The sequence below is a fragment of the Nakamurella sp. GG22 genome (assembly GCF_052976845.2).
In genome coordinates this window covers 1-25,732 of sequence record NZ_JBRIIO020000037.1, presented here as the reverse complement: position 1 = coordinate 25,732, position 25,732 = coordinate 1, and the positions used below count along the sequence as shown (strand labels likewise).

24 protein-coding genes are annotated in these 25,732 nt (G+C 68.5%); 13 read left to right on the top strand and 11 right to left on the bottom strand.

The genetic code is table 11. The features are described from left to right. Positions 1-20 precede the first annotated feature (20 nt). From ACVBEQ_RS24600 to ACVBEQ_RS24585, 4 genes are read right to left on the bottom strand one after another with little or no spacing between them, the layout of a single operon-like run. The gene (locus ACVBEQ_RS24600; RefSeq protein WP_447156055.1) at positions 21-1,751 is read right to left on the bottom strand and encodes a glycoside hydrolase family 13 protein; all 1,731 of its coding nucleotides are present in this window, start codon (positions 1,749-1,751) and stop codon (positions 21-23) included. 56 nt (positions 1,752-1,807) lie between these two features. Continuing rightward, a complete protein-coding gene (locus ACVBEQ_RS24595) occupies positions 1,808-2,713 on the bottom strand; it encodes a carbohydrate ABC transporter permease (protein WP_447156033.1) in 906 nt (301 codons plus the stop codon). Further along, the gene (locus ACVBEQ_RS24590; RefSeq protein ID WP_447156032.1) at positions 2,713-3,657 is read right to left on the bottom strand and encodes a carbohydrate ABC transporter permease; all 945 of its coding nucleotides are present in this window, start codon (positions 3,655-3,657) and stop codon (positions 2,713-2,715) included. The genes ACVBEQ_RS24595 and ACVBEQ_RS24590 overlap by 1 nt, the downstream gene beginning before the upstream one ends. 19 nt (positions 3,658-3,676) lie before the next feature. Next, positions 3,677-4,951 (bottom strand): ABC transporter substrate-binding protein, encoded by a 1,275-nt coding sequence (locus tag ACVBEQ_RS24585; protein WP_447156031.1) that lies wholly within the window; start codon positions 4,949-4,951, stop codon positions 3,677-3,679. 169 nt (positions 4,952-5,120) lie between these two features. Between ACVBEQ_RS24585 and ACVBEQ_RS24580 the strand changes: the two genes are divergently transcribed. Then, positions 5,121-6,335 carry an ROK family protein gene (locus tag ACVBEQ_RS24580; RefSeq protein ID WP_447156030.1) on the top strand — a complete coding sequence of 405 codons (1,215 nt, stop codon included), beginning with the start codon at positions 5,121-5,123 and terminating at the stop codon, positions 6,333-6,335. 78 nt (positions 6,336-6,413) lie between these two features. Here the strand turns inward: ACVBEQ_RS24580 and ACVBEQ_RS24575 are convergent, their stop codons facing one another. After that, a complete protein-coding gene (locus tag ACVBEQ_RS24575) occupies positions 6,414-6,488 on the bottom strand; it encodes a 50S ribosomal protein bL37 (RefSeq protein ID WP_447156054.1) in 75 nt (24 codons plus the stop codon). A gap of 313 nt (positions 6,489-6,801) precedes the next feature. Between ACVBEQ_RS24575 and ACVBEQ_RS24570 the strand changes: the two genes are divergently transcribed. Further along, the gene (locus ACVBEQ_RS24570) at positions 6,802-7,017 is read left to right on the top strand and encodes a biotin/lipoyl-binding carrier protein (RefSeq protein ID WP_447156029.1); all 216 of its coding nucleotides are present in this window, start codon (positions 6,802-6,804) and stop codon (positions 7,015-7,017) included. Between the two features lie 108 nt (positions 7,018-7,125). Next, positions 7,126-8,718, top strand: coding sequence for a sensor histidine kinase (locus ACVBEQ_RS24565; protein WP_447156028.1), 1,593 nt, complete (start codon positions 7,126-7,128; stop codon positions 8,716-8,718). Between the two features lie 92 nt (positions 8,719-8,810). Here ACVBEQ_RS24565 and ACVBEQ_RS24560 read toward each other — a convergent pair whose 3' ends face one another. Then, the gene (locus tag ACVBEQ_RS24560) at positions 8,811-9,062 is read right to left on the bottom strand and encodes a WhiB family transcriptional regulator (RefSeq protein WP_447156027.1); all 252 of its coding nucleotides are present in this window, start codon (positions 9,060-9,062) and stop codon (positions 8,811-8,813) included. Positions 9,063-9,320: 258 nt separating this feature from the next. Beyond that, positions 9,321-10,238, bottom strand: a complete 918-nt coding sequence (locus ACVBEQ_RS24555; RefSeq protein WP_447156026.1) for a diacylglycerol/lipid kinase family protein — start codon at positions 10,236-10,238, stop codon at positions 9,321-9,323. 93 nt (positions 10,239-10,331) lie between these two features. Between ACVBEQ_RS24555 and ACVBEQ_RS24550 the strand changes: the two genes are divergently transcribed. Continuing rightward, positions 10,332-10,937, top strand: coding sequence for a hypothetical protein (locus ACVBEQ_RS24550; RefSeq protein ID WP_447156025.1), 606 nt, complete (start codon positions 10,332-10,334; stop codon positions 10,935-10,937). Here the strand turns inward: ACVBEQ_RS24550 and ACVBEQ_RS24545 are convergent. The 3 genes from ACVBEQ_RS24545 to ACVBEQ_RS24535 form a co-directional block, all read right to left on the bottom strand. Further along, on the bottom strand, positions 10,870-11,382 hold the full coding sequence (locus ACVBEQ_RS24545) for a GNAT family N-acetyltransferase (RefSeq protein WP_447156024.1): 513 nt from the start codon (positions 11,380-11,382) through the stop codon (positions 10,870-10,872). The two genes, ACVBEQ_RS24550 and ACVBEQ_RS24545, sit on opposite strands and share 68 nt — an antisense overlap. Further along, complete coding sequence (locus ACVBEQ_RS24540; protein WP_447156023.1) at positions 11,375-12,046, bottom strand: histidine phosphatase family protein; 672 nt, start codon at positions 12,044-12,046, stop codon at positions 11,375-11,377. The genes ACVBEQ_RS24545 and ACVBEQ_RS24540 overlap by 8 nt, the downstream gene beginning before the upstream one ends. 123 nt (positions 12,047-12,169) lie before the next feature. Then, positions 12,170-12,766, bottom strand: a complete 597-nt coding sequence (locus tag ACVBEQ_RS24535) for a dTDP-4-dehydrorhamnose 3,5-epimerase family protein (RefSeq protein ID WP_447156022.1) — start codon at positions 12,764-12,766, stop codon at positions 12,170-12,172. A 66-nt stretch (positions 12,767-12,832) separates the two neighbouring features. Here ACVBEQ_RS24535 and ACVBEQ_RS24530 point away from each other — a divergent pair, with 66 nt between their 5' ends. Both ACVBEQ_RS24530 and ACVBEQ_RS24525 read left to right on the top strand, forming a co-directional pair. Then, a complete protein-coding gene (locus tag ACVBEQ_RS24530; RefSeq protein WP_447156021.1) occupies positions 12,833-13,135 on the top strand; it encodes a 4a-hydroxytetrahydrobiopterin dehydratase in 303 nt (100 codons plus the stop codon). A 624-nt stretch (positions 13,136-13,759) separates the two neighbouring features. Beyond that, positions 13,760-15,088, top strand: coding sequence for an NAD(P)-dependent malic enzyme (locus ACVBEQ_RS24525; protein WP_447156020.1), 1,329 nt, complete (start codon positions 13,760-13,762; stop codon positions 15,086-15,088). 262 nt (positions 15,089-15,350) lie between these two features. Here the strand turns inward: ACVBEQ_RS24525 and ACVBEQ_RS24520 are convergent, their stop codons facing one another. Then, the gene (locus tag ACVBEQ_RS24520) at positions 15,351-16,148 is read right to left on the bottom strand and encodes an IclR family transcriptional regulator (RefSeq protein ID WP_447156019.1); all 798 of its coding nucleotides are present in this window, start codon (positions 16,146-16,148) and stop codon (positions 15,351-15,353) included. Positions 16,149-16,262: 114 nt separating this feature from the next. On the opposite strand from ACVBEQ_RS24520, the gene hutH reads away from it, so the two are divergent. From hutH to ACVBEQ_RS24485, 7 genes are all read left to right on the top strand, one after another. Then, positions 16,263-17,936, top strand: a complete 1,674-nt coding sequence (gene hutH / locus ACVBEQ_RS24515; RefSeq protein ID WP_447156053.1) for a histidine ammonia-lyase — start codon at positions 16,263-16,265, stop codon at positions 17,934-17,936. Next, positions 17,933-19,756 carry a urocanate hydratase gene (locus ACVBEQ_RS24510; protein ID WP_447156018.1) on the top strand — a complete coding sequence of 608 codons (1,824 nt, stop codon included), beginning with the start codon at positions 17,933-17,935 and terminating at the stop codon, positions 19,754-19,756. The genes hutH and ACVBEQ_RS24510 overlap by 4 nt, the downstream gene beginning before the upstream one ends. Then, positions 19,753-20,985: an allantoate amidohydrolase gene (locus ACVBEQ_RS24505; protein WP_447156017.1), complete on the top strand. Its 1,233-nt coding sequence runs from the start codon at positions 19,753-19,755 to the stop codon at positions 20,983-20,985. The genes ACVBEQ_RS24510 and ACVBEQ_RS24505 overlap by 4 nt, the downstream gene beginning before the upstream one ends. Further along, a complete protein-coding gene (locus tag ACVBEQ_RS24500) occupies positions 20,982-22,307 on the top strand; it encodes a formimidoylglutamate deiminase (protein ID WP_447156016.1) in 1,326 nt (441 codons plus the stop codon). The genes ACVBEQ_RS24505 and ACVBEQ_RS24500 overlap by 4 nt, the downstream gene beginning before the upstream one ends. A gap of 2 nt (positions 22,308-22,309) precedes the next feature. Then, positions 22,310-23,587: an imidazolonepropionase gene (gene hutI, locus ACVBEQ_RS24495; protein WP_447156052.1), complete on the top strand. Its 1,278-nt coding sequence runs from the start codon at positions 22,310-22,312 to the stop codon at positions 23,585-23,587. A gap of 73 nt (positions 23,588-23,660) precedes the next feature. Continuing rightward, positions 23,661-23,903 carry a hypothetical protein gene (locus tag ACVBEQ_RS24490; RefSeq protein WP_447156015.1) on the top strand — a complete coding sequence of 81 codons (243 nt, stop codon included), beginning with the start codon at positions 23,661-23,663 and terminating at the stop codon, positions 23,901-23,903. Positions 23,904-24,430: 527 nt separating this feature from the next. Beyond that, on the top strand, positions 24,431-25,732 hold a 1,302-nt coding region (locus ACVBEQ_RS24485; protein ID WP_447156014.1), incomplete at its 3' end, for an HNH endonuclease signature motif containing protein.

Below are 25,732 nucleotides of genomic sequence, written 5' to 3'. Positions count from 1 at the left end.
CGAATGCTTCCCGGCGGTCGTCACCCGTGGCGGTAGACCCGCGCCTCCCAGGGCCGCAGCACCATCCGCGCTTCAGGACGGGCCGGGTAATTCCCCAGGACGACCTGCCGCCCGGCCCAGCTGCCGGCATCCGCGATTTCGTCGTGCACGTCGGCATCGCTCCCCGAGAAGTTCGCCACCACCAGCAGCGTGGTCCCCTCCAGCGTCCGGGTGAAGGCGTAGACGGTCGGATGATCGGGCAACAGCATCCGGAAATCGCCGTGTGCGACCACGGGTTCGGAATGCCGAAGCTCGATCAACCGGCGGTAGTGATGGAACACCGAATCCGGATCCGCCTGCGCCGAGGCGGCGTTGATGTCCCGGTGGTTCGGGTTCACCGGCGCCCACGGCACCCCCTCGGAGAACCCGGCGCCGGCCGAGTCGTCCCACTGCATCGGCGTCCTGGCGTTGTCCCGGCTGCCCTTGCGCAGTGCCTCCAGCGTCTCCTCCTCATCGCTGCCCAGCGCGACGGCGGCGGCAAAGTGATTGACCGATTCGATGTCCAGGAAATCACCCGGCCCGCCGAACGGGGCGTTGGTCATGCCCAGCTCTTCGCCCTGGTAGACGTACGGAGTGCCGCGGTGCAGGTGCAGCACCGTGCCCAGCAGCTTCGCCGATTCCACCCGGTACCGGCCGTCGTCACCGAATCGGGAAACGGCCCGCGGCTGGTCGTGGTTGTTCCAGTACAGGCTGTTCCAGCCTCGCTCGGCGAGACCCTCCTGCCATCGGCCGAGGGAGGTCTTCAGATCGATAAGGTCCAGCGGGCGGCGGTCCCACTTGTGCGCACCCTGATCGAGCTGGACATGCTCGAACTGGAACACCATGTCGACCTCGGCCCGCTCCGGGTCGGTGAACAGCGCGGCCTCGTCGACCGTCACGCCGGGCATCTCACCCACAGTCAGGAACTCTCCCTCCCTGTCGGTGAACACCTCCCGGCGCATCTCTGCCAGGAACTCGTGGATGCGCGGCCCGTTGATGAAATGCCGTTGGCCGTCGCCGAAGCGGTTGCGGGCGTTGACCGCTCCATCGGGTAAGGCCGGATCCTTGGAGATCATGTTGATGACATCCATCCGGAATCCGTCGACACCGCGATCGAGCCACCACCGCATCATCGCGTAGACGGCCCCCCGCACCTCCGGATTCTCCCAGTTCAGGTCGGGCTGCTTGCGGGAGAACAGATGCAGGTAGTACTCGTCGGTGGCCGGATCGAGCTCCCAGACCGACCCGCTGAAGGCCGCCTCCCAGTTCGTCGGCTCCGCACCGGGCTCGCCCGGCTGCCGACCGGCCCGCGGCGGCCGCCACCAGTACCAGTCCCGTTTGGGGTTGTCCTTCGAGGAGCGGGACTCCACGAACCACGGGTGCTCGTCGGACGAATGGTTCACCACCAGGTCCATCACCAGCTTCATGCCCCGGGCGTGGGTCTGCGCGAGCAGTTCGTCGAAATCGTCCAGCGTCCCGAAGGTCGGGTCGATGTCCTGGTAATCGCTGATGTCGTAACCGTTGTCGTCCTGAGGCGACGGGTAGACGGGGGACAGCCAGAGGACGTCGACGCCGAGTTCGGCCAGGTAGTCGAGCCTGGCGATGATGCCGGGCAGATCGCCGATCCCGTCGCCGTTCGAGTCGGCGAAACTGCGCGGGTAGATCTGGTACACCACGGCGGACTTCCACCACTGGTGCTGTGCAGTGTGCTGGCGGGGATCGGTGGTGGGCAGCGTGACAGAACTCGACGCGGGCACGGGCGCAGGTTCCTTTCGTTGGAGGTTTGCGGTTATTTGACGGCGCCGCGCATGACGCCGGACATCACCCAGCGCTGCGAGAACAGGTAGGCAATCAGCACGGGCCCCATCGCCATCAGATAGGAAGCGAAGGCGAGGCCGTAGTTGGTGTTGAACTGGCCCTGGAACAGCAATTGCACGACGGGCAACGTCTGCAGTGCGGGGTCGGCGATCATCATCTGCGGCAGCAGGAAGTCGTTCCACGAGCCGAGGAACGCGAAGATCCCGACGGTGGCGTTCATCGGCGCGAGCAGTGGGAAGATGATCTTCCAGAAGACCTGCCAGGTGCTGGCGCCGTCCAGCCGCGCCGATTCTTCGAGTTCGGTCGGCAGCGATCGGATGAAGGCGATGTAGAGCAACGAGTAGAACGAGATGCCGCCGACGATGTGCAGGATGGTGACGCCGACCGGGCTGTCGATACCGAGCAGCGCCGTCTGCCTGATCAGCGGCAGGATGATCACCGGGAAGGGGATGAACAGCGCCGAGAGCAGGTAGATGTAGGAGATCTTGAAGAACCTGCGTTCCCAGTTCCTGGCGATCGCGTAGGCGACCAGCGAACTGGCCAGCACCGATCCGAACACCGTCACGAGGGTGACCACGGCGGTCACCATGAACGCCGTCGGGAAGTTCACCAGGGTGAAAGCCTCCGAGAAGTTGCTCCACCGCACCGGATTGGGCAGTTCGAAGCCCGATCCGTTGGCGATCTGCTCGGGCGTCTTCAACGACATGACGATGGCGAAGTACAGCGGGACCAGGACGGTCAGCGACGCGACCAGCATCAGCGCGGTGAGCCACCAGTTGACCCGGTAGCCGTCGCGTTCGGCGCGGAACCGGCGACGTCGGGGTGCCGCCGCCGGCTCGGCCGTCGGTGTGGTTCGGAGAGCGGTTGTCGTGGTCATCAGAGTGCAACCCCTCGGCGCTGGATGATCCTCAGCTGCATGAGCGAGATGATCAGGGTGATCAGGAAGTAGATGACCGCGTTGGCCATCTGGTAGGCGTAGTCGCCGCCGGTGAAGCCGGAGAAGATCTTCATCGCCACCGAGATGGTGGCGGTACCGGGTCCGCCGCCGGTCAGCGCGACGATGATCTCGTAAGCGCCCAGGAAGCCCTTGAACCCCAGGATGATGTTGATGAACAGGTACCCGAGCAACAGCGGCAGGGTGAGGCTGCGGAATTGGCGCCAGGCTCCGGCTCCGTCCAGTGCGCCGGCCTCGTACATCTCGGTGGGGATGGCCTGCAGTCCGGCCAGGTAGATGATGATCGTGCCGGGTGCGGCCTGCCAGACGGTGACGACGACGATCGCCAGCCAGGCCCACTTCTCGTTGGCCAGGATGCTGGTGGCCAGCGGCGTGATGCCCAGATTCGTCGCGATGGTCGGCAGCGAATTGGAGAACAGGAAGTTGAAGATATACGCAACGATCAGCGCCGACATGACCATCGGGATGAAGAAGATCCCGCGGACCCCGGTCCGCCACTTGATCTTTGCATTGAGACCGAGCGCGACGGCAAGGCCGACGACGTTGACCACGACGGTGCAGACCACCGCCAGGAAGAACGTGAACAGATACGGCTGCAGGACGCTGGGGTCCTTGAAGATGTTGACGTAATTGGTGAAGCCGATGAACTCGAAGTCGCCGTACCCGGCGAAGTTGGTGAAGCTGAAGAAGGCACCGATCAGCGCGGGCAGGGTGATGAAGAAACCGAACACCGCCAGTACCGGGATGATCATCCAGTAATAGGCGCGGTCAACCTTGTCCTTGTTGGGCGGGGCGTCGGGTTGGCGGGCATGCTCGACGGCTTCGTACTCGGCCGTTTGCAACACCGCAGGTTCGTTGGCGGACATGGGATCTCCTTCGGGATGCCTAGTTTGCGGTGCGTTCGGCGACGCGTTGCCAATCGGCGTCAAGGGTGGACAGGAAGGCGTCGGCATCCTGGTCGATGGCGAAGGCCTGGATGTAGTTGTCCTTGGTGATCGCCGCCGGCAGGTAGGTGGAGATCCCCTGGTAGTACTTGCCTTCCTCGATCAGCGGAGCCAGACCGGCGAGTTGTGGGTTCTCCTGGGGAGGTGCCCCTTTCAGCGTCGAGAACGCGGCGTTCTCGGCGTTGAAGGTGTTCAGCACCCTGGGTTGCATCAGGTAGTCGATGAAGCGCTGAGCCTGTTCCAGGTGTGGTGTGCCCTTGGTGATGGACAGGGACATGTCCACGTTGACCCGCGCCTTGGTCTCCGCCGGATTGTTCGTCATGGGTAGCGCGAACGTGCCGACGTCGGCAGCGGGGTTCGCCTTGAGAATCTCGCTCAGCGCCCACGGTCCCTGCAGGTACATGGCCGCCTCGCCGTTGGCGAACGCCGCGTTGCCATCTTGGTAGGCGCGGCTGGGGGCATCCGGCTGGGTGTAGGAGAACAGCGTCTTCATCGCATCGGTGACCGGCGGGAGCGTCCGGCTGAACGAGACGGGTGAATCGGGGCCGACGGTGCTGCCTTCCTCGACCATGGTCTCGTAGAAGTCCTGGACGTCCAGCAGTCCGCCCGCCGCATAGTCGAATGCACCCTGATTGACGGTCCAGCCGTCCTTGTAGGTGCCGTAGATCGGGGTGACGCCGCCGGCCTTGAAGGTCTCGCAGGCCTTTCGGAATTCGTCCCAGGTGGTGGGCACCGTGACACCGAACTTGGTGAAGAGTTGCTTGTTGTAGATGACGCCCGCAGCCGTCAGCGAAAAGGGCAGCGCGCTGGTCTCGCCGTTGTACTGACCCCAGTCGTTGACCAGCTGCTGGACCTTCGGATCCACCGTCGCCGCCGCCGGCATCCCGGAAAGATCTGCGAAGACACCCTTTTTTGTGAAGTCGGCCGTGGTCGAGCCATATCCCCGGGTCACCACGTCGGGCGGGCTGTCACGGATCAGACTCGGGACGAAATTGCCCTCGTTGAAATCCTGAACGATCGTGATGTCCGGATTCTCGGCTTCGAAATCAGCGATGACCTTGTCGAAGTATTGGACCACCTCGCGTTTGTTCTGCATGAACGTCAAGGTGGTGACCCCGTCGGTGGACGAACATCCTGCCAGCAGGCCGGACGCGGCCAACAGAACCGCCGACGGCAGAACCAACAGTGACCGCCGCATTCTTCCGGCAGTTGTCATGACGAACCGGTGGGGCATTCGGGCCGGAAAGCGGCATTCATCGGAACTCCTTCGTTGGAGGCAGCAGACATGTTCCCCGGCGATCGGGCGGCCACACGCTGGATGATTTATGACCTTAATTTAGGTCTTGATGTAGTGTGGCCGGGCATCCCTCGGAGGTCAAGTAGTGATGGAAAAGTTGTTGGTGGACACCACCCCTTTGGTCCGTCGGGTGAACCTCGGGCGGGTGCTCGCAGTTGCAGCGGCCGCCGAGGGCGCCATCACGGGCTCCGCTGTGATGGCTCAGACCGGTCTGACGAGGGCGACCGTGCACGCGGTCTGCAACGAGCTCATCAAGCTCGGCTGGCTTCGCGAAATGGAGTCGATGCGTGAGGCGGGAAACCGCTCCGGCCGACCGTCGAGATGGTTCCAGTTCAACGAGCGGGCAGGCTGTGTCCTCGGTGTCGACGCCGGGGCGCACAGTTCCACCCTGCTGGTGGCGGATCTGCGCGGGGCAACCATCGCCGCGAAGCGGGTGCTGATCACTGACCCCGACGACACTGCGGTGCATGGCACCGATGTGCGGGACGCAACCGTGGAGCTGCTCGGCGAGGTCCGCGTTCCCGCTCTGCACGTGCTGGCGGTCGGCATGGGCGTTGCTGCCCGAGTCGAGCTCGACGGCACCATCGCGTCCGAACACGAGACGTCACAGGCGAGCTACCAAGCTCGCCGCTTCGCCGTCGCCGATCTGGTTGCGGCGCCGGTGCTGACGGCCAACGACGCCAACCTCGCAGCGCTCGCAGAGCGCTGGAAAGGCGTCGGGCAGGGGGTGGACAATCTCGCGGTGGTGTTGGCGGGGGAGCGGCTCGGTGTCGGCCTGCTGGAATCCGGCCGGCTGCTGCGCGGAAGTGGCGGCGGCGCTGGCGAGTTGGGCTGGCTGGACATGCTCGACGGGGTCGGCTCCGCGGAGGGGGTCGCGGTGCTGGCCCGGAGCTGGGGTGCAGCGGCCCTGCGGGGGCGGAAGAAGACCACCCTCACCGAGCTGTCGTCGGGCAGGCCGACCGACCTCACGGCAGAGATGGTGTTCGCGGCCGCCGCGGGCGGGGATCGGGTCGCGCTGGAGATTCTCGACCGCATCGCCATCAGGTTGGCCCGGGTCGTTGCGGTTCTCGGAACGATGTTCAACCCGGAACTGGTCGTCCTCGCCGGTGCGGTGAGCAACTCGACCGACGTTCTGCTGGACTCGATCGGCGAGCAACTTCCGGCGCTCACCGCTACACCACCGCGGGTCGCCTCATCGCCGCTGGGGGAGAGTGTCGTCTCGGTGGGAGCCGTCAGGCTGGCCCTGGACCACGTCAGGGATCACGCGCTCGACATCGACCTCAGGTCAACCGCGGTCTCCTGAGGTGCTGACCCCAGCGCCACGCATCGGCGCGCAACAGGCCGGGCCGGCGGGGTAGCCCGGCCCGGCGGGGCGACACCGTCAGGAGTTGGGACGGTTGCCGTGGTTGGCGCTGCTCTTCTTGCGGGACTTCTTCTTGCGACCGCGCTTGCTCATGAGTGCTCCCTACAGACTCGCACCAGCGCACTCCGCCCGGCTGGCAACGCGGGGGACCACTGCGGCGATCTCGTCGATGGATCTCCGCCGCACCGGACGGCGCGACGCCCATCTATTTTGCCACGTCGTGGCCGTCGGCCCCGACGCCTGCGCAACGGCCACCAAGGTCCGCGGTGTGGCCCCCGTTCCGGGTGGTGATCGGGAACGTGCCGGGTGGTGAAAGGATGACGGCCAGTCCCTGGTGCGGCAGCCGGCCGGCCGGAAAGGTGCGGCCGACGACGGGTCGCATCCTGTGCAAGCGAAAGGATCGACGATGGCCGAGGAAGTCCGCGCCGAGATGGTGGCCAACGTCTGGAAGGTGCTTGTCGCCGAGGGCGACACGGTGGCCGACGGCGACACGCTCGTCATCCTGGAATCGATGAAGATGGAGATCCCGGTGCTCGCCGAGGTCGACGGCACCGTGTCCAAGGTCGCCGTCCAGGAGGGCGGGCTGGTCCAGGAAGGCGACCTCATCGCGGAGATCGCCTGACTGCGGACCGCTGCGCCGGGTCCTGCCGCCGATGACCGCCCACCACCCGCACGAGCGTGCCGCCCTGCCGGTCGCACGGCGTGCCGAACCACACCGGGACCTTCCGCCATGTCGACGCTGTCCGATGTGCTCGCCGAGCACTCGACGCTCTCCGGGTCTGCCGTTGCGCACCTCCAGGCGGTCGTGTCCGAATGGCAGTTGCTGGCCGACCTGTCCTTCTCGGACCTGCTGCTCTGGGTTCCGACGGACACCGATCGGCTGATCTGCGCGGCGCAGGCCCGACCGACGACGGGAGTCACGGCGTTCGTCGACGACCGGGTGCTGGGCAGCGCCAGCTTCTCCGAGTTCCCGCTGCTGCGCCGGGCCTGGGAGGAGGAGCGCGTCGTTTCCGAGGAACCGCCGATCGATCTCCCCGGCAGCTGGATCCATCGGCACGTCATTCCCGTCCGCTACCTCGACGAGGTCATCGCGGTCATCGAGCGGGACACCAGCAGCTTGGTCGGCCGCGAAGGCAGCCTGCTGGAAACGGCCTACGTCGACGCTGCCGACGACCTTTTCCAGATGGTGGCCGACGGAACCTTCCCGCCGCACGACCACCCGGGCGAGATGCACACCGGGCCCAGGGCGGGTGACGGCCTACTGCGCCTGGACGCCGATGGCAGGGTCGTCTACGTCAGCCCGAACGCGCTGTCCGCGTACCACCGGCTCGCCTACAACGGCGAGGTGCTGGGGCAGGACCTGGCCGCGCTCACCCGGCCGCTGATCGACGATCCGTTCGATGCCGCCGAGCTCGCCAACCGCATCGGCGAGGCGGTGCGCGGCAGGGCCAGCCTGCGAATGGAGGTGGAGGCGAGAGCGGCGACTGTGTTGTTCCGGGCGCTGCCGCTCCGCCCGCATGGCCGCCCGTCCGGTGCCCTGGTGCTGGTCAGGGACGTCACCGAGGTGCGGCGCCGGGACCGCGCGCTGCTGTCCAAGGACGCCACCATCCGGGAGATCCATCACCGGGTGAAGAACAACCTGCAGACCGTCGCGGCGCTGCTGCGGATGCAGGCCCGCCGGTCCGTCGATCCCTCGGTGCGGCAGGCGCTGAGTGAATCGGTCCGCCGGGTGGCGTCCATCGCGCTCGTCCACGAGACGCTGTCGACCTCGCCCGACGACCGGGTCGACCTGGACCAGATCGTCGACCGGCTGGTGCCGATGATCAGCGACGTCGCCGCCGCGGAAACCTCCGCGCGGGTGCGGCGCTTCGGCACGTTCGGAATCCTGGGGGCGGAGCTGGCCACCCCGCTGGTGATGGTGCTGGCCGAGGTCGTGCAGAACGCCCTGCAGCACGCGTTCGTGCCGGCGCCCGCCGGCGGTTCCGGGGAGGGTCAGGGCGGCCTCGTCGGCATCACCGTGAAGCGGTCGGCCAAGCAGCTCGACATCCTCGTCACCGACGACGGGGTGGGTCTCCCGGACGGTTTCTCGATGGACACGGCAGCCGGCCTCGGCCTGCAGATCGTCCGGACCCTGGTCGCGGCGGAGATGCTGGGAACCATCGAGATGGGCAATCGTGCGGATGTCGCCGTGCCGGCCACTGCTGGAGTCGTTGGTGGGCCCGTTGGGGCCGGTGTTGAGCCGGCGTCACCGAACGGGGCCGCCCCTGAGCGGACCGACGGCACGGCCGTGCACATCGTGGTGCCGCTGCGGGGTCGGAGTTGACGACGTCGGCCCGTTCTGTCCCGGGCATGAAACTGGCCCCGCGCAGGCTGATCGCCGCGCGGGGCCAGGAAGACATCATCCGGCCAGCCGGGCTACATGCTCCGGGCGCGCGCGCGGGCGCGGCGACGCTTGAGGGAGCGTCGCTCGTCCTCGCTCATGGCGCCCCAGACGCCTGCGTCCTGCCCGGTCTCCAGAGCCCAGCTCAGGCATTCACTCGTCACCGGGCACCGCTGACAGACGGCCTTGGCCTCGGCGATCTGCAGCAGGGCCGGCCCGGAGTTGCCGACGGGAAAGAAGAGTTCGGGGTCTTCGTCGCGACAAATCGCGCGGTGACGCCAGTCCATGGGTCTGTACTCCTAAGTGCAATCGCCGGATTCATGTTCCGGCTCGGTAACGGAGACCGTTTGGCGCGGTTTCGACCGCACGGCCTTGTGAAGGGTTCCACATCAAGCAGGGGTGTCAAGGTTTGATCACTGCGGGGTTACGGACATCACTTCACGCCGGTCCGCACGTGATACAAGGACCATGATGCCTGGTCGGAACGATTCAGACCAGGGTTTGAGTGAAACTGCCGAACACGTCACTGGGTCCGGCGACTGCCCCTACAGTACTAATCGAAGGGCTTTGGGAACAGAGCTGAAGCGCATGTCCGATTTTTCGCCGAGATAATCGCCGTCCGTTTGCAGTGCAACAGGCTCGCTGCACGTCACCTGGGCCCACGGCTGGTCGTACGCGCGGATGATCCGGCGGGACCGCCCGGTCCGCCCGGTCAGGATCTGCGAGCTCGCCCGCAGCGCCACCGGTATGGACATGCTGGTCAGCGCAAAGACACCGAGACCGGTGGAAACGGCGGTGCCCGGGTTCGTCCTGATCGGCCGTGGGCCGAGATAGGTCCAGGGGTCGACGTTGGAGACGAAGACCAGGTGCACCCCGGTGATCGGTTCGCGGTCCGGCAGCTCCAGCGTCAGCCGCGGATGTCGCCGGTCTGACCTGAAGTACTGGCTGACGGTGTAGCGGACGTGCATCGCATTGGAGATCGTGCTGCCGGCGCCCCGGCGGTTCTCCACAGCCCGGACGGCCTCGGCGTCCAGGCCGAGACCGGCGTTGAAGGTGAAGTACCGGTCCCCGGCGAGGCCGAGTGAGACGGTCGTCGTACGGTCCTTCGCCAACGCCTCGAGAATCTGCTCGGTGGCGACGGTCGGGTCCGGATCGACCCCCAGCGCCCTGGCGAACACGTTGGTGGAGCCACCGGGCACGACCGCCAGCAGCGGCATGTCCCGGCGGCGGCCGCGGTACATCAGCCCGTTGGCCACCTCGTTGACGGTGCCGTCGCCGCCGTGCACGACGACGACGTCCACTCCGCTGTCCGCGGCAGCCGCGGCCAGCTCGGCAGCGTGCCCGCGGCGCTCCGTGTGCGCCACCCTGAGCGTCATCTCGCCGGCCAGTGCGTGCGCCAGCAGGTCACGCCGTCGCTCGTTGGTCGAGGTCGCGTGGGGATTGACGATCAGCAGTGCTCGCATCGCAGCGCAGCCTACGTGCCCGGGTCCGTCCCGGCGTGCGGCCCGCTGGCGTCGTTCCGGGCGGGCCCGGGTCGGGTGAGTAGCGTGATCGACGTGAGCGTGCCCGTCGATCCCCGCCCCCTCAGCATCCCGCCGCCACGGGCTGTCGTCATGGCGGCACTGCTGGTGTTTCTCGAGGGGGTCGGGCTGCTCGTGCTGTCCGTCGCGACCCTGGTCTCCGGGCTCGCCGAGGACATCGCCGTCGGGCGGACGTTCGCCCAATTCCTCTACTACGTCGTCCTGGCGCTGCTGCTGGGGATCTGCGCCAACGCCCTCGTGCACGGCCGGCGCTGGGGTCGGACGCCGTGCCTGGTCGCGCAGGTCGTGCTGGTCGCGGTCGGGGTCTGGCTGATCGCACCTAGCGGTCAGTACGCGTGGGGCATCGGTCTGCTGGCGCTGGGCGGCGTCACCGGTTACCTGTTGCTCAGCAAGCCGGCGAACGCCTGGGTCAGTAGCTTCCCGCTGCCGTTCGCGGAGGACGAGCCGTTCGCGGAGGACGAGCCGTCTGCGGATCGGCCCCCGGCGGGTCCATCAGCTGCGGGTCCACCTGCTGCGAATCCACGTACTGCGAATCCACCTGCTGTCGGTCCACCTACTGCGGGTCCGCCTTCTGGAGGTCCGGCTCCGGCAGGGCCACCTGCCGCAGGGCCGGACCGGTGAGCCGGTAGGTCGTCCAGCCGTCCATCGGCACCGCACCCAGCGCCTCGTAGAAGTCGATCGACAGTCGGTTCCAGTCCAGGACCGACCACTCCACCCTGGCGTAACCGCGCTCGACAGCGAGTTCGGCCAGGGCGACCAGCATGGCTTTGCCGAGACCCGAGCCGCGCACATCGGGGCGCACGTACAGGTCCTCGAGGTAGATGCCGTGCACGCCCTCCCAGGTGGAGAAGTTCAGGAAGTAGAGCGCGTAGCCGACCACGATCCCGTCGGCCCGGGACACCAGCCCGAACAGCGCTGGTGACGGGCCGAAGAGCGCGTCCCGCAGCTGGTCGACCGTCAGCAGGCAGTTCTCGCGGAGCCGCTCGTACTCCGCCAGGTCGTAGACCAGTTGCACCACTGCCGGTACGTCATCCGGCTCGATCGGGACAATTCGCGGGTCAGGCATGCCCCAGCCCGGTGTTGGCCGGCCCGGTGGCCGCGGAGTCGCCGCCTTCGTCGTCGTCCAGCGGCTGGGCGAGCAACGGGCCGCGCAGGGGCACGACGTTGGCATGTTCGATGCACGGCGCGTCGTGGTAGTGGCCCAGGACGGTGACCGCGGCGGGGTTCATCAGGATCAGGCCGCCACTTGCGACCGGCAGGCCGACCCACCGCATCGCCAGGACCCGGGAGATGTGGCCGTGGCAGAACAGGGCGACGTCACCCTTGCTGAGCCGTTCCTTCGCCTTCGCCAGCACGCGGTCACAGCGGGCCGCGACCTGCTCGGGTGACTCGCCGCCGGGGGCGCCCATGGTGAACACCGACCAGCCCGGGTCGGTCTTGCGGATCTCCTTGCTGGTGATCCCCTCGTAGTCGCCGTACGCCCACTCGGCCAGGTCGTCGACGATCTTGTTGACGTGCAGGCCGGCGAGTGCGGCCGTCCGCTGGGCGCGCAGCCGCGGGCTGCTCCAGACCGTTGCCGGCGCCAACTCCAGGCCCCACAGCAGGCTGGGGATCGTCATCGCCTGGTGCACGCCCTCGTCGGTGAGGTCGATGTCCGTGGTGGACGTGTGCTGGCCGCTCTTGCTCCACTCGGTCTGTCCGTGCCTGATCAGCGCGATCCTGTGGGCCATCTGTTCCGCCTTCTGTCCGACTTCTGTCCCGATTGAACGGTGAAGTGGGTGGATCCCGGTGGCTGGTCGCACACCGGGCCGGGTCGATCACGCCGCGTGGGTCGGCGGCTCGGTGCGTTCAGCTCAACGAAGGCCGGCGACGTACTCCCGGCAGGCCTCCCAGGTCGGCAGAAGGCCGGACTCGGCGGCCTGTTCGAGGGTGGGCGCCGCGGCGTCCTTTTCCGACAGCAGGAAATCAACGCCCTCCGGAAGCGGCAGCGCCAGGCCCGGGTCGAGCGGGTTGATGCCGTGCTCCCGGCCGGGCGCGTAGCCGGTCGAGCACAGGTAGGTCAGCGTCGAGTCGTCCTCCAACGCCAGGAAAGCGTGACCGAGGCCCTCCGACAGGTAAACGGCACGCCGGTGCTCGGAATCGAGCCGGACGACGTCGACAGCGCCGAAGGTCGGCGATCCGACCCTGACGTCGACCATGAAGTCCAGCACCGCCCCGCGGGGGCAGGTGACGTACTTGGCCTGGCCGGGCGGGACGTCAGCGAAGTGCACCCCGCGCAACGTGGCCGCCCTGGAGACCGAGAGGTTCGCCTGGGCGAGGGAGAGCGGGTGGCCGATCGCCTCGACCAGCTTGTCGATCTTGAACCACTCGAGGAACAGCCCCCGGTCGTCCCCGTGTTGGACGGGCGTGAACTCGAACGCCCCTGGCACCAGTAGTTCGCGTACCTGCATGGTGGCGGATCCTATCCGGGCGCCGATCCTTGACCGGCGGCCCTCCGGCGGGGCAGCGTGAGCCGTATGACGCTGCTGACCGGCCCCGAGATCGCCGATGCCCTCGACGCCCTTCCGGGGTGGGGAGGCGACAACAACGACGTGCGGTGCCGGTACACCGCGCCGACCTTTCCCGCCGCGATCGGGCTGGTCGACGCCGTCGCGGTGGCCGCGGAGGCGGCCGATCACCACCCGGACATCGACATCAGATGGCGCGATGTGCTGTTCGTGCTCTCGACACACTCCGAGGGTGGCGTGACGGAGCGCGATCTGCGGATGGCGGCCACCATCGACGACCTCGCCAAGCAGGCCGGCGCCGTTCCGGCCTGAAGTCGCAATCGATTCGCCCGGACGAGGCGGGTCTTTCGGTGCCGGCAACTCTGGGTCTTCCAGTGCCGGCCCACCCGCGGCGGCCCACAACACCCGCGGGGCCTCACAGCACATGCGGGTCCCACAGCACATGCAGGCCGCAGAGCACATTGGGGGCCCGCAACACGCGCGGGACCCACAGCTAACCCGGCACCCACAGCTAACCCGGGGCCCACAACACGCGCCCGGTGCGGCAACACGCCGACCCGATGCCGCCAACTGACGTACCGTCCTGCATCATGGGCGGACCACCGCTCGAACCACCCGCATGAACCACCCCGCAGCACCCGCTCGAATCACCCTCGAACTGCGAGCACCACCCCTCTGCCCGATGGACCGATCCGGCCCATCCGCGCGGCGGTCGACGTCCCACCGTGACGGACCTGCCCATCGCCGAGGGGCGACGCGCGAACGAGGCGCACACCTGCGCCCGCCCGTCGAACGCGAACTGTCCCCGACCGAGCACGGTCGGGCGCGGCTGCGACGCTCTTCCACGGCGTTCCCTCCTCGGTCCGATCGAGCAGGCGCTGCGGAGACCGGACCGCCGCCTGCGACCCGCTTCACCCACTGGAGTTGAGTATGTCGATGACCACTGACAGACCTGTCGAGATCGATCTGCCGCCGGCTGCCGTGGTCGACGCTGTATTCCCCGTCGGCACTGATCTCCCCGGCGGTACTGATCTCCCCGTCGGTACTGATCTCCCCGTCGGTACTGATCTCCCCGTCGGCACTGACGTGACCCCTGCTCCTGCGGCCGGATTCACCCCGGAGGACGTGCTCACCGCGCACCGGGGCGGCAAGCTGTCGATCGGCCTGCGCGCGCCGCTCCGCGATCGCCGTGACCTCTCGATGCTCTACACGCCCGGCGTGGCCGGCGTCTCCAGCCTGATCGCGGTGAATCCGGCCGCCGCCCGGGAGTACACCTGGGCGTCGCGCGTGGTGGCGGTGGTGTCCGACGGCACCGCGGTGCTGGGCCTCGGGGACATCGGGCCGAAGGCGTCGCTGCCCGTCATGGAGGGCAAGTCCGCGCTGATGAAGGCGTTCGCGGGACTGGACTCCGTGCCGATCGTGCTCAACACCACCGATCCCGACGAGATCGTCGCCGCCGTCACCGCGATCGCGCCGTCGTTCGGCGCGATCAACCTCGAGGACATCTCGGCGCCGCGCTGTTTCGAGGTCGAGGCCCGCCTGATCGAGGCGCTGGACATCCCGGTCATGCACGACGACCAGCACGGTACCGCCGTCGTCGTCCTTGCTGCCCTGATGAACGCGGCCTCGGTGATCCGGCGGGTGATGGTGGACCTGCGCGTGGTGATCGCCGGTGTCGGCGCCGCCGGCGTTGCCTGCGCGAACATCCTGCTCGCCGCCGGGGTGCGCGATCTGATCCTGGTCGACTCCAAGGGCATCCTGGCGATCGACCGCCAAGGACTGCACCCGATCAAGGCATCGATGGCCGAGCGGACCAACCCGCGTGGCGTCACCGGCGAGCTGGCCGATGCCCTGGCCGGCGCGGACGTGTTCATCGGGGTGTCGGGCGGCGCCGTCGACCCGGCGCTGGTCGCGACCATGGGTGAGCAGCCGATCGTCTTCGCGATGGCCAACCCGACGCCGGAGATCAACCCCGTCGACGCCCTCCGGTTCGGCGCGGCCGTGGTGGCGACCGGCCGCAGCGACTTCGCGAATCAGATCAACAACGTCCTGGCGTTCCCGGGGATCTTCCTCGGCGCGCTGGACTGCGGTGCCAGCCGGATCACCGAGGGCATGAAGGTCGCTGCAGCCGGCGCCATCTGCGCCGCGGTGCCGGGTCGCGCGACGGCCGACCGGATCGTTCCGGACCCGTTCACACCCGGGTTGGCCGAGATGGTCGCCACCGCGGTGACGGCCGCGGCGCGGGCTGAAGGTGTCGCCGAGTAGGTGCCATGTTCGGTCGGCGATCGGTTCGTCGCCTGATCCTTGTCGGGGGGGGCGGATGATTGCTCGGTCGTGCGCTTCGCGTCCGCTGATTCGGCTTCGTCGGGGTGTACTCCCAGGCGCCCGATCGACTCGATCCGCGCGGTGGGGGTCCGCTGATTCGGTTCGATCGGGGTGCAGTGCCGGGTGCCTGATCGACGGTCAGCGCGGTTCGGATCCCCTCTTTCGGCTGCGTCTGGGAATTCCGGCCGCCTGATCGGCCGGGTCAAGACGGTCTGCGTCCGCCGATCGCCTGGGTCACGTCCCAAGCCCCGTGCCGAACCGGCCCGGCCAGTTCGGCGAAGTCATGCTCGCAACTGGTCTCGGTGGTTGCCGTGCAGCGGTGTCCGACGGTCACACCGACCGCTGCGATGGGCAGCCCGTTGTGATCGAACACGGGCGCCGCGACCGAGGCCGTGCCCACCGAGACCCGGCCGTCCTCGATCGCCCACCCGCGCCGCCGGCTCGCCGCCAGGTCGGTGCGGAGCTCTGGAAGGGTGGCCGGCCCGCGACCGGTGCGGTCGACGAACGCGGCGCGGTCGGGAAAGAGCGCGCGTACCTGCTCGGCGGGAAGGTGCGCAAGGATCGACAGCCCCGTCGCGGTCAGCGCGGCCGGGAGTCGTACGCCGACATCGGTCACCAGGGTGGGGCCGGTGCCGGGCTTGTCCTTCGCGAGATACAGGGTCTCTGCGCCGTGCAGAACGCCGAGGTGCGCGGTCGCACCCGTGCGTGCGCACAACCGGGCGAGGACGGGTCTGCCCGCGCGTTCCAGCGGTTCCCCGCGGAGGTACGCGGTTCCGAGTTCAAATGCGGCGAGCCCGAGTCCCCACCGTCGCTCTTTCGGCAGGTGAACGGCGAAGCCGGCCGCCGCGAGCTCGGTGAGCAGTTCGTAGGTGGTGGACCGTGGAAGGCCGAGCTCCCTGGCGATCGCTCCTGCCGACACCGGCGTCGCCCGGGAACCGAGCAGGGCGAGCACCTCGAGGCCGCGCCGGAGTGCGGGCGCCGCGGGCTCCCTGGTCGGCATCTGTCCGGTATACCGGACAGAACCAGCTGCCGCCCACTCGCGCCGGCAGGGTTGACGGCATCCAATGAAGCCGTGACGTCCGATGCACTGTCCAAGCGCCTGTTACCCGGCTCGATGTCGGCGGGTACGCCCGGCGATCCTGTTCTGCTCGGAACGGCGCCGCTGCGGGGTGATGAGGTGCTGTCCGTTGCGCGGCACGGTAGGCCGGTCCGGTTGTCCGCCGACGCGCTGGCGGCGATGGCGGCAACCCGGTCGATTGTCGAAGCCCTCGCGGATGACGTCCATCCCCACTACGGAATCTCCACCGGGTTCGGTGCGCTGGCCACCACGTCGATCCCCCCGCACCGGCGAACCGCGCTGCAGGCGTCATTGATCCGGTCGCATGCCGCGGGCAGCGGCGAACCGGTGGAACGGGAGGTTGTCAGGGCGCTGATGCTGCTCCGCTTGGCGACGCTGGCCCGCGGCCGCACGGGCATCAAACCGGAGACCGCGGCCGCGCTCGCCGCGATGCTCAGCGCGGGCATCACGCCGGTCGTCCCGGAGTACGGGTCCCTCGGCTGCTCCGGGGACCTGGCACCGCTGGCGACCGTGGCGTTGTCCTTGATGGGCGAAGGCGAGGTGTTCGACCGCCGCGGCCTGCGCCGGCCGTCCGCCGCGGCGCTGGCCGACGCGGGGCTCACGCCGGTCGTGCTTGCCGAGAAGGAGGGCCTGGCGCTGATCAACGGCACCGACGGCATGCTGGGCATGCTGGTGCTCGCGATCGCCGACCTATCGGTGCTGCTCGACGCGGCAGACCTCGCCGCTGCGATGTCGGTGGAGGCGCTGTTGGGCACGGACCTGGTGTTCGCCGCCGATCTCCAACTGTTGCGGCCGCAGCAGGGTCAGGCCGTCAGTGCGTCGCGGATGGCGGCCGCGCTGGCCGGTTCGGCGATTGTTGCCTCGCACGCCGGCAAGGAGGACACCCGCGTCCAGGACGCCTACTCGCTCCGTTGCTCGCCGGCGGTCCACGGTGCGGCCCGGGACACGGTCGAGCACGCGCGACGGATTGCCGACCGCGAACTGGCGAGCTCCATCGACAACCCGGTGGTGCTGCCCGACGGGCGGGTGGAATCCAACGGCAACTTCCACGGCGCACCGGTTGCTGCCGTCCTCGACTTCCTGGCGATCTCGGTCGCCGACGTTGCCGGCATCGCCGAGCGGCGCACCGACCGGATGCTGGACGCAACCCGGTCCCACGGGCTCCCGCCGTTTCTCGCCCACGAGGTCGGTGTCGATTCTGGCCACATGATCGGCCAGTACACGCAGGCCGGGATCGTCTCTGAGCTCAAGCGACTGGCCGTTCCCGCGTCGGTCGACTCGATCCCGTCCTCGGCGATGCAGGAGGACCACGTCTCGATGGGCTGGCACGCCGGTCGCAAGTTGCGCCGCGCCGTGGATGGCCTCCGACGAGTGCTGGCGGTCGAGATCCTGACCGCGGCGCGGGCACTGGATCTGCGCGCGCCGCTGACGCCGGGTCCCGTCACCGCCGCCGTCCGCGATGCGGTGCGAACCAGGGTCGGCGGACCCGGACCGGATCGGCATCTCGGGGTCGAGATCGACGCGGTGGTGGACCTGCTCGCGGCCGGCGCCATCACTGCGGCCGGCGCCATCTCCACGGCCGGCGTCAGTTCCGCGGTGCCCGGTGTTGGTTCGGCACTGCCCGGTGTCGTTTCCTCGCCGCCCGGCGGGTCGCCCGCGGACAGCCATTCCACCACTGTGTCAACAGCTCTCGAGACGGAGATCCGATGAACGCCGTACCGCCTTCGCACGTGTCGAGTGTCCCGGTGTCGGGCGCCGTTTCCGCTTCGGGTGCCGGCTCGTTCTCCCGCGCCGGCTCGGCGTCCGGCCCACGCCCTGTCCGTGCCGCGCGGGGGACCACGCTGACCGCTCGCAGCTGGTCCACCGAAGCTCCGCTGCGGATGCTCTGCAACAACCTCGATCCCGAGGTCGCCGAGGATCCGGACAACCTCGTCGTCTACGGCGGCACCGGCAAGGCGGCCCGGAACTGGGCGAGCTTCGACGCCATCTGCCGCACCCTGATCGATCTCGATCAGGACGAGACCCTGCTGGTTCAATCCGGCAAACCGGTCGGGGTGCTGCGCACCCATGAGTGGGCGCCGCGAGTGCTGATCGCCAATTCGAACCTGGTGGGGGACTGGGCGACCTGGCCCGAGTTCCGTCGGCTCGAGGCGATGGGGCTGACGATGTACGGGCAGATGACCGCCGGATCCTGGATCTACATCGGATCCCAGGGCATCGTCCAGGGCACGTACGAGACGTTCGCCGCAGTCGCCGAAAAGCTCAACACCGGACGGCCAGGCGACGGCCTCGCAGGGGCCGGGCTGGCCGGAACGCTGACCGTCACAGCCGGGCTGGGCGGGATGGGTGGCGCCCAACCGCTCGCGGTGACGATGAACGGCGGCACCGTGCTGTGCATCGAATGCGACCCGCTGCGTGCGCAGAAGCGTCTTGCAACAAGATATCTCGACGTTATCGCGGATGACCTCGAGCACGGAATAGCGCTCGCCCTCGACGCCAAGAAGAAACACCGGGCCGTCTCCATCGCTGTCATCGGGAATGCTGCGGACGTGCTGCCGGAGCTGTTGCGCCGCGGTGTCGACATCGACATCGTCACCGACCAGACCAGCGCTCATGACCCATTGGCCTACTTGCCGACCGGCGTCACCGTCGAGGAATGGCACGCGTACGCCGCGGCGAAGCCCGAGGAGTTCACCGAGCGGGCACGAGCTTCTATGGCCACGCACGTCGAGGCGATGGTGGGTTTTCAGGACGCCGGCGCCGAGGTGTTCGACTATGGCAACTCCATCCGCGGCGAGGCGCAGCTCGCCGGGTACGAGCGGGCCTTCGATTTCCCCGGTTTCGTTCCTGCGTACATCAGACCCTTGTTCTGCGAGGGCAGGGGGCCGTTCCGCTGGGCTGCGCTGTCCGGTGACCCGGCGGACATCCATGCGACCGATGACGCGGTCCGCCGGCTGTTCCCGGACAACGACAGCCTCCAGCGTTGGATGCGGCTGGCCCCCGAGCGGATTGCCTTCCAGGGTCTGCCGGCCCGCATCTGCTGGTTGGGAGCCGGCGAGCGGGACAGAGCGGGCCTGGAGTTCAATTCCATGGTGGCCTCCGGGAAGCTGTCGGCACCTGTCGTCATCGGCCGTGATCATCTAGATGCAGGCTCCGTGGCCTCGCCGTTCCGCGAGACCGAGGCGATGGCCGACGGCAGCGACGCGATCGCGGACTGGCCGCTGCTGAACGCGCTGGTCAGCACGGCATCGGGCGCGACGTGGGTGTCGATCCATCACGGCGGCGGCGTCGGCATCGGTCGATCGATCCATGCCGGGCAGGTGACTGTTGCCGACGGAACCGCACTCGCCGCGGCGAAGGTGGAGCGCGTCCTGACCAACGACCCGGCAATGGGCGTCCTGCGCCATGTCGACGCCGGCTACCCCGAGGCCGACACTGCCGCCGTCGCCAATCATCTGACCATTCCAATGGCACCGGCCGCGGCTGCGGCCGGTCATGGTGCGGGACCAACGTCTGGGGGCGGCGAATGAGGTTCGGCGGATCCGCGGCTGACGGCAGCAGGTTCGCTTCTGCCTGGGCCGACCTGGCCGGCGTCGGCCGGGACCACCTCCGCGGCGGGTATTCACGGCACGCGTTCGACGATGCCGAGTCGCAGTTGCGCCAGTGGTTCACCGAGCAGGCCGAGCGCCGCGGCTTGGACGTCGAGACCGATCGGAACGGCAACCTATGGGCGTGGTGGGGCGCGGCGGGACCCGACGCGGTGGTGACCGGTTCGCACCTTGATTCGGTGCCTGGCGGCGGGGCGTTCGACGGTCCGCTGGGAGTGGTGTCCGCGTTGCTGGCGGTCGACGAACTGCGGCTGCGCGGGCTGACCCCCGCACGCCCGCTCGCCGTGGCATGTTTCGCGGAGGAGGAGGGCGGTCGATTCGGCCTGCCCTGCATGGGATCGAGGCTGCTGACCGGAGCTGTGGATGCCGACCAGGTTCGCCGATTGCACGACGCCGACGGGACGTCGGTCGCCGATGCCGCCCGCCACGTCGGGATCGACCCGGCGGGGATGGGCCCGGATCCGGCCCGGCTCGCCTCCATCGGCGCCTTTGTCGAACTGCATGTCGAGCAGGGCAGACTCCTGCAGAGTGCCGACGCGGCAGCCGTTGTCGGTGTCGGTTCCGAGATCGTGGCGCACGGCAGATGGCGCATCACCGTGAACGGCCAGGGAAACCACGCAGGCACGACGCTGCCCGCCGATCGTAAGGACCCGATGATTCCGGCCGCCGCGGCGGTCTTCGCCGCGCGCCGCGCGACCCTCGACAACGACGGTGCAGTTGCCACGGTCGGGCGGATCAATCCGGTACCCGGCGGGACTAACGTCATTGCGTCGTCGGTACAGCTGTGGCTGGACGTGCGACACGAGTCCGCCACCGTGACCGCCGCCATCGTCGACGCCATCGTCGGAGCGGTCCGCGACGAGGCCGCCGCCGAGGGCTGCACCGTCATGCTGCAGCGTGAGTCGATGGTCGACCGAGTCGCCTTCGACGCGGGTCTGGGACTCGAGCTCTCGGAACTACTTGCGGCGCCAGTGATTCCGACAGGTGCCGGGCACGATGCCGGGGTGTTCTCCGCGCATGTCCCCACCGCGATGCTGTTCGTCCGCAACCCGAGCGGGGTGTCGCACGCGCCCGAGGAGTATGCGGATCCGGCGGACTGCCTGATCGGTATCGGTGCGCTGGCGGACACGCTGCAGAATCTGCTCCGGTGACGGCATCTGCGGCTCCCCGGATCTATCGGTGTGACGCGGCGTTGATCGACGGGCACATCCGCTCGGGCGTCGATATCCATTGCGCTGCAGGAGTGATCACGGAGGTGACCGGAACCCGCGCCCGGGACTCGTTTGCCCCTGTCGAGCGTCTTCCGGGGCTCGTCGTGCCCGGCTTCGCCGACGCTCATTCGCACGTGTTCCACCGCGCGCTGCGCGGACGCACGCATGACGGGACGGGAACGTTCTGGACCTGGCGGGAGCTGATGTACGAGCTCGCGGGCCGGCTGGAGCCCGACAGCCTCCGCGAGCTCGCATTCGCCGCCTACCTCGAGATGCTCTGTGCGGGATATACGGCGGTCGGTGAATTCCATTACCTTCACCATCAACCCGATGGCCGCCCGTACGACGATCCGAATGCGATGGGGCTTGCTGTGGCGGATGCCGCTGCGCAGGCAGGTATTTCGCTCACACTGATCGACGTCGCATACCTGGCGGGCGGATTCGGTCGGCCGGTCAAAGGTGTGCAACATCGGTTCTCCGATCGCTCCGTGCAGGGTTGGGCGGAACGGGTCGCTGCGCTGCCCGCCGAGCTGAGGATCGGGGTCGCCGTGCACTCGGTCCGTGCCGTGCCGGCCGAGGATCTGCCTGTGGTCGTCGATACGGCTGCCGGTCGCGTCCTGCATGTTCATCTGTCCGAGCAGGCGGCGGAGAACGCCGATTCGATGGATGCCACCGGGCTGACTCCGACGGGGCTGCTCGCCGACGCCGGCGCATTGGGTCCGTTGACAGCGGCCGTTCACGCCACCCACCTGACCGATGACGACATCCGGCTCCTGGGAAGTGCCGGGGGCTCGGTCGTGGTGTGTCCCACCACGGAGGCAGACCTGGCCGACGGGTTGCCGGCGGCCGCACAACTCCACGCCGCCGGAGCGAGGTTGGCGCTCGGGGGCGACCAGCACGTGCTCGTCGACCCGCTCGCCCAGGCCCGAGGCCTGGAGTACGGCGAACGGTTGCGGGGTGGCCACCGTGGTGTGTTCGCGCCGGCGACCCTGTGGACCGCTGCACTGGACAACTCGCACGCGGCAATCGCGTCACCCGGGGGCGTGCTTGCGGCCGGTTCCCCGGCAGATCTGGTGGCGCTGCGCACCGACAGTGCGCGTACCGCAGGTGCCGGCCCCGAACAGCTGGTGATGTGTGCCACAGCGCAGGACATCGACGTGGTGGTGGTCGCAGGGTTGACCCGGGCCAAGGCGGGGAAACACGTCAAGTACGGGGATCCGGGGCCGTTGCTGGCCGCCGCTGTCGAACGAGCCTGGGGGTGAGCATGCCTGTTGTTGCGCAGAGCGGCAGTCTCGCACTGCACGGCATCTCCGAATTGGTGACCAATGATCCTTCGCTCGGCCCAGGCCTTCTCGGCATCATCCCCGACGCTGCCGTCGTGATGGAGGGGGAGCGGATCGTTTGGGTGGGCCCGTCGTCGGCAGCGCCGACGGCCGATCTGGCGGTCGACCTCGGAGGGCGTGCGGTCCTTCCCGGTTGGGTCGACTCGCACAGTCACGTCGTCTTCGGCGGCGACCGTGCTGCTGAATTCTCCGCCCGGATGGCAGGGCAGCCCTACGCCGCGGGCGGCATGCAGGCGACGGTCTCCGCAACCCGCGCCGCCACCGACGCCGAGCTCTTGGCCGGCGCGCGCCGGCATCGAGCGGAAATGCTCGCCGGTGGCACCACCTGCATGGAAACGAAAACCGGATACGGGCTGACCGCGACTGACGAGGCGAGGTGCGCGGCCGCAGCCGAGACGGCGGGCTTCGACGAGATCTCCTTCCTGGGTGCCCATGTGGTGCCGCCGGAGTTCGCTGACGAACCCGACGATTACCTCGACCTGGTGTGCGGATCGATGCTCGACGTCGTTGCGCCCTCGGTGGGGTGGATCGACGTGTTCTGCGAGAAGGGTGCTTTCGATGAGGCTCAGACACGGCGGGTGCTCGCCGCCGGCGTTCGCAAGGGACTCGGGCTGCGGGTGCACGGCAATCAGCTTTCCGAGGGCCCCGGCGTACGCATCGCTGTGGACACCGGCGCGGCATCGGTCGACCACTGCACCTATCTTTCGGCGGCCGACGTCCTGGCGCTCGCCGGATCGAGCACGGTGGCAACTCTGCTCCCCGCCTGCGATCTGTCGACCCTGCAGCCCCCGGCGCCCGGGCGCCGGCTGGTCGACGCGGGTGCGACGGTCGCGCTCGCATCCAACTGCAATCCGGGCTCCTCCTACACATCGTCGATGAATCTCGTTGTGGCCCTGGGTGTGTTGCTCTGCCGTCTTTCGCCTGCCGAGGCCGTGCACGCTGCGACGGCCGGTGGCGCCGCAGCCTTGCGGCGCAGCGACGTCGGCGCGGTGCGGGTGGGCGCGCGGGCGGACCTGCACGTGCTCGACGCGCCCTCTCACGACTACCTCGCGTACCGAATAGGGGTGCCACTGACGTACGCCGTGTGGTCCCGCGGATCGGTGGCGGTCGCACCGGTCGGTGGCCTGACGCCTGCCGGCAGCGGGCCGGCCGTCAACGGCGCGGAGGCTCCGTCCCAAGCAGTGGCGCGCGGCCGCTGAGCGCGCGGGTCCAAGGACCCTGGTGGCGCAAGTTCCGCCGCGGGACGATGCGAGTGCGGAAAGCAGGTGGGCGATGTCGCACAACGCTGGCCAGGCATCGGACGGCAAAAGGGCGCCGGAGAAGGTGATGTCGGCAACCCGGGTGAATGTCGCGTTCCCGTTCTCCTCGGTCCGGATCCACGAACCCAGCGAGCATCTCATCGCATTGACGGTGTTAGTCCGTGACATGGCTGTCCTGCTGGGCGATCTCGCGCCCGGTCCGGAGGTCGAGCGGCTGAGCGAGCGGGCCGAGGAGCTGCTGGCGAAAGTGCGCTGAAGGGCGCCGGCCAACATGCTCGATGGAGCTCGATGGGAACGGGGAGGCCGAGCGGCGCGCCAAAGCTGCCCGTAACAGGGCAGACAGGGGAAGCGCCGCGCGGGGGACGATGGCCTTCTGCGCGGGCGCGGCGAAACCACAACGCATGTTTGGCATACCCGCTCGGGATACCCGCGTTCCATTCAGCCTTCCTATTCACATGACAGCGCCCACCGAGTTCTGAGTCCATTCGCCCACCCTATGTGTGGCAGGGATGCAGTGCTGTATTCACCGATCACCTGTCCACAATTCCGCACCGCGATTCTCAGTTGTCCACATCAGAGTACCTGTGACACAACGATTGTCGGACCCTTATGATAGATGCGTGTGCGCACGCCAGCTCGACAAAAGCCGACTTCGCGCCTCCCCTCACCGCACACCGATATCTGCGGTCAATTGTTCGCTCGTCTCATTGATTATTGGTGGGGTGAGTGGCGGGGGTTTCCGGGGGAATGGGGGTTGTCGGTGGTCGCTGTTACGGTTTTTGTATGGGTGATGTGGATGTGTTCGGGGCGGCGGTGGCCGCGGTGGCCGCGGCGCGGGCTGCGGTGGCCGACCTGCCGGGTACCGGGTGGTGCCGGGTGTCCGGGCCGGGGTTGCTGACCGTGGCCGGGCAGGTCGAGCAGCTGTCCCGGCTGGTCGGGGCGGTGCAGATCGAGCTGGCCGGTCAGCTCGATACCCGCGGGGTCGCCGCGGCGCACGGCTGCGCCTCGACGGCGGCGTTGCTGCGGAACACCCTGCTGATCTCCCAGGGCGAGGCCAGGGCCCGGGTCACCGCTGCCGCGGTGACCCTGCCCAGGGTGCACCCGTCGGGGGAGGTCACCGGCCCGGTGCTGCCGCTGCTGGCCGCCGCGGTCACCGCCGGGACGATCGGGGTGGAGCAGTGCCGGGTCGTGGTCACCACGATGAACAAACTGCCCGCCGCCCTGGACCCGGACACCCGGGAGCTGTGCCAGCGGTTGCTGGTCGACAACGCGGTGCTCACCGAACCGGTCCCGTTCGCGGTGTTCGCCAGGATGGTCGCCGCCAGTTGCGACCCGGACGGGGACCTTGACCCCACCCCAGCCGGGGACAAGGTGGAACTTTCTCTGGGCACCCGCAACCCCGCGACCGGGCTGACCCGGCTCACCGGGCAACTGGACGACCTCGGGGTGGAAACCCTGTCCCAGGCCATCACCGGGCTCGGCCGCCCCATCCCCGGTATCGACGGCGGCCCGGACCCCCGATCCGCAGCGACCCGCCGCGGGCACGGCCTGCTCGAAGCGCTGCGCCGCTACCTGGACAACGCCCACGCCCCGGTCACCGGTGGGGAACAACCGCACATCACCGTCACCATCGACCTCGACGCGCTGCGCACCGGGATCGGCACCGGGACCCTGGAACACGGTGGCCCGATCAGCGCCGCCCAGGCCCGCGCCCTGGCCTGCGACGCGAAAATCATCCCCGCCGTGCTCGGCTCACCCTCCCAGGTCCTGGACATCGGCACCGCCACCCGGGTCTTCCCCGCCGCGATCCGCCGCGCCATCACCCTGCGCGACAAAGGCTGCACCTGGCCCGGCTGCGACCGGCCACCGGCCTGGACCGACGCCCACCACGTCCACCACTGGGCCACCGGCACCGCCCCCACCGCCTACACCAACGGCGTCCTGCTCTGCCGACACCACCACACCCAAATCCATCACGGCCACTGGACCATCCACTTCCACCCCGACGGCACCCCCGAATACACCCCACCACCCTGGATCGACCCCCACATCGATTCGTGCTGTCCGTGGTACTCGGCAACCGTG

Bases quoted from the DNA above. Each gene is read 5' to 3' on its own strand.
- ACVBEQ_RS24530 (WP_447156021.1), top strand. From the start codon at position 12,833: ATGACGCTGCTGACCGGCCCCGAGATCGCCGATGCCCTCGACGCCCTT.
- ACVBEQ_RS24565 (WP_447156028.1), top strand. From the start codon at position 7,126: ATGTCGACGCTGTCCGATGTGCTCGCCGAGCACTCGACGCTCTCCGGG.
- ACVBEQ_RS24540 (WP_447156023.1), bottom strand. From the start codon at position 12,046: ATGGCCCACAGGATCGCGCTGATCAGGCACGGACAGACCGAGTGGAGC.
- ACVBEQ_RS24570 (WP_447156029.1), top strand. From the start codon at position 6,802: ATGGCCGAGGAAGTCCGCGCCGAGATGGTGGCCAACGTCTGGAAGGTG.
- ACVBEQ_RS24590 (WP_447156032.1), bottom strand. From the start codon at position 3,657: ATGTCCGCCAACGAACCTGCGGTGTTGCAAACGGCCGAGTACGAAGCC.
- ACVBEQ_RS24505 (WP_447156017.1), top strand. From the start codon at position 19,753: ATGAGGTTCGGCGGATCCGCGGCTGACGGCAGCAGGTTCGCTTCTGCC.
- ACVBEQ_RS24510 (WP_447156018.1), top strand. From the start codon at position 17,933: ATGAACGCCGTACCGCCTTCGCACGTGTCGAGTGTCCCGGTGTCGGGC.
- ACVBEQ_RS24545 (WP_447156024.1), bottom strand. From the start codon at position 11,382: ATGCCTGACCCGCGAATTGTCCCGATCGAGCCGGATGACGTACCGGCA.
- ACVBEQ_RS24490 (WP_447156015.1), top strand. From the start codon at position 23,661: ATGTCGCACAACGCTGGCCAGGCATCGGACGGCAAAAGGGCGCCGGAG.
- hutI (WP_447156052.1), top strand. From the start codon at position 22,310: ATGCCTGTTGTTGCGCAGAGCGGCAGTCTCGCACTGCACGGCATCTCC.
- ACVBEQ_RS24580 (WP_447156030.1), top strand. From the start codon at position 5,121: ATGGAAAAGTTGTTGGTGGACACCACCCCTTTGGTCCGTCGGGTGAAC.
- ACVBEQ_RS24555 (WP_447156026.1), bottom strand. From the start codon at position 10,238: ATGCGAGCACTGCTGATCGTCAATCCCCACGCGACCTCGACCAACGAG.
- ACVBEQ_RS24595 (WP_447156033.1), bottom strand. From the start codon at position 2,713: ATGACCACGACAACCGCTCTCCGAACCACACCGACGGCCGAGCCGGCG.
- ACVBEQ_RS24535 (WP_447156022.1), bottom strand. From the start codon at position 12,766: ATGCAGGTACGCGAACTACTGGTGCCAGGGGCGTTCGAGTTCACGCCC.
- ACVBEQ_RS24525 (WP_447156020.1), top strand. From the start codon at position 13,760: ATGACCACTGACAGACCTGTCGAGATCGATCTGCCGCCGGCTGCCGTG.
- hutH (WP_447156053.1), top strand. From the start codon at position 16,263: ATGTCGGCGGGTACGCCCGGCGATCCTGTTCTGCTCGGAACGGCGCCG.
- ACVBEQ_RS24520 (WP_447156019.1), bottom strand. From the start codon at position 16,148: ATGCCGACCAGGGAGCCCGCGGCGCCCGCACTCCGGCGCGGCCTCGAG.
- ACVBEQ_RS24585 (WP_447156031.1), bottom strand. From the start codon at position 4,951: ATGACAACTGCCGGAAGAATGCGGCGGTCACTGTTGGTTCTGCCGTCG.
- ACVBEQ_RS24560 (WP_447156027.1), bottom strand. From the start codon at position 9,062: ATGGACTGGCGTCACCGCGCGATTTGTCGCGACGAAGACCCCGAACTC.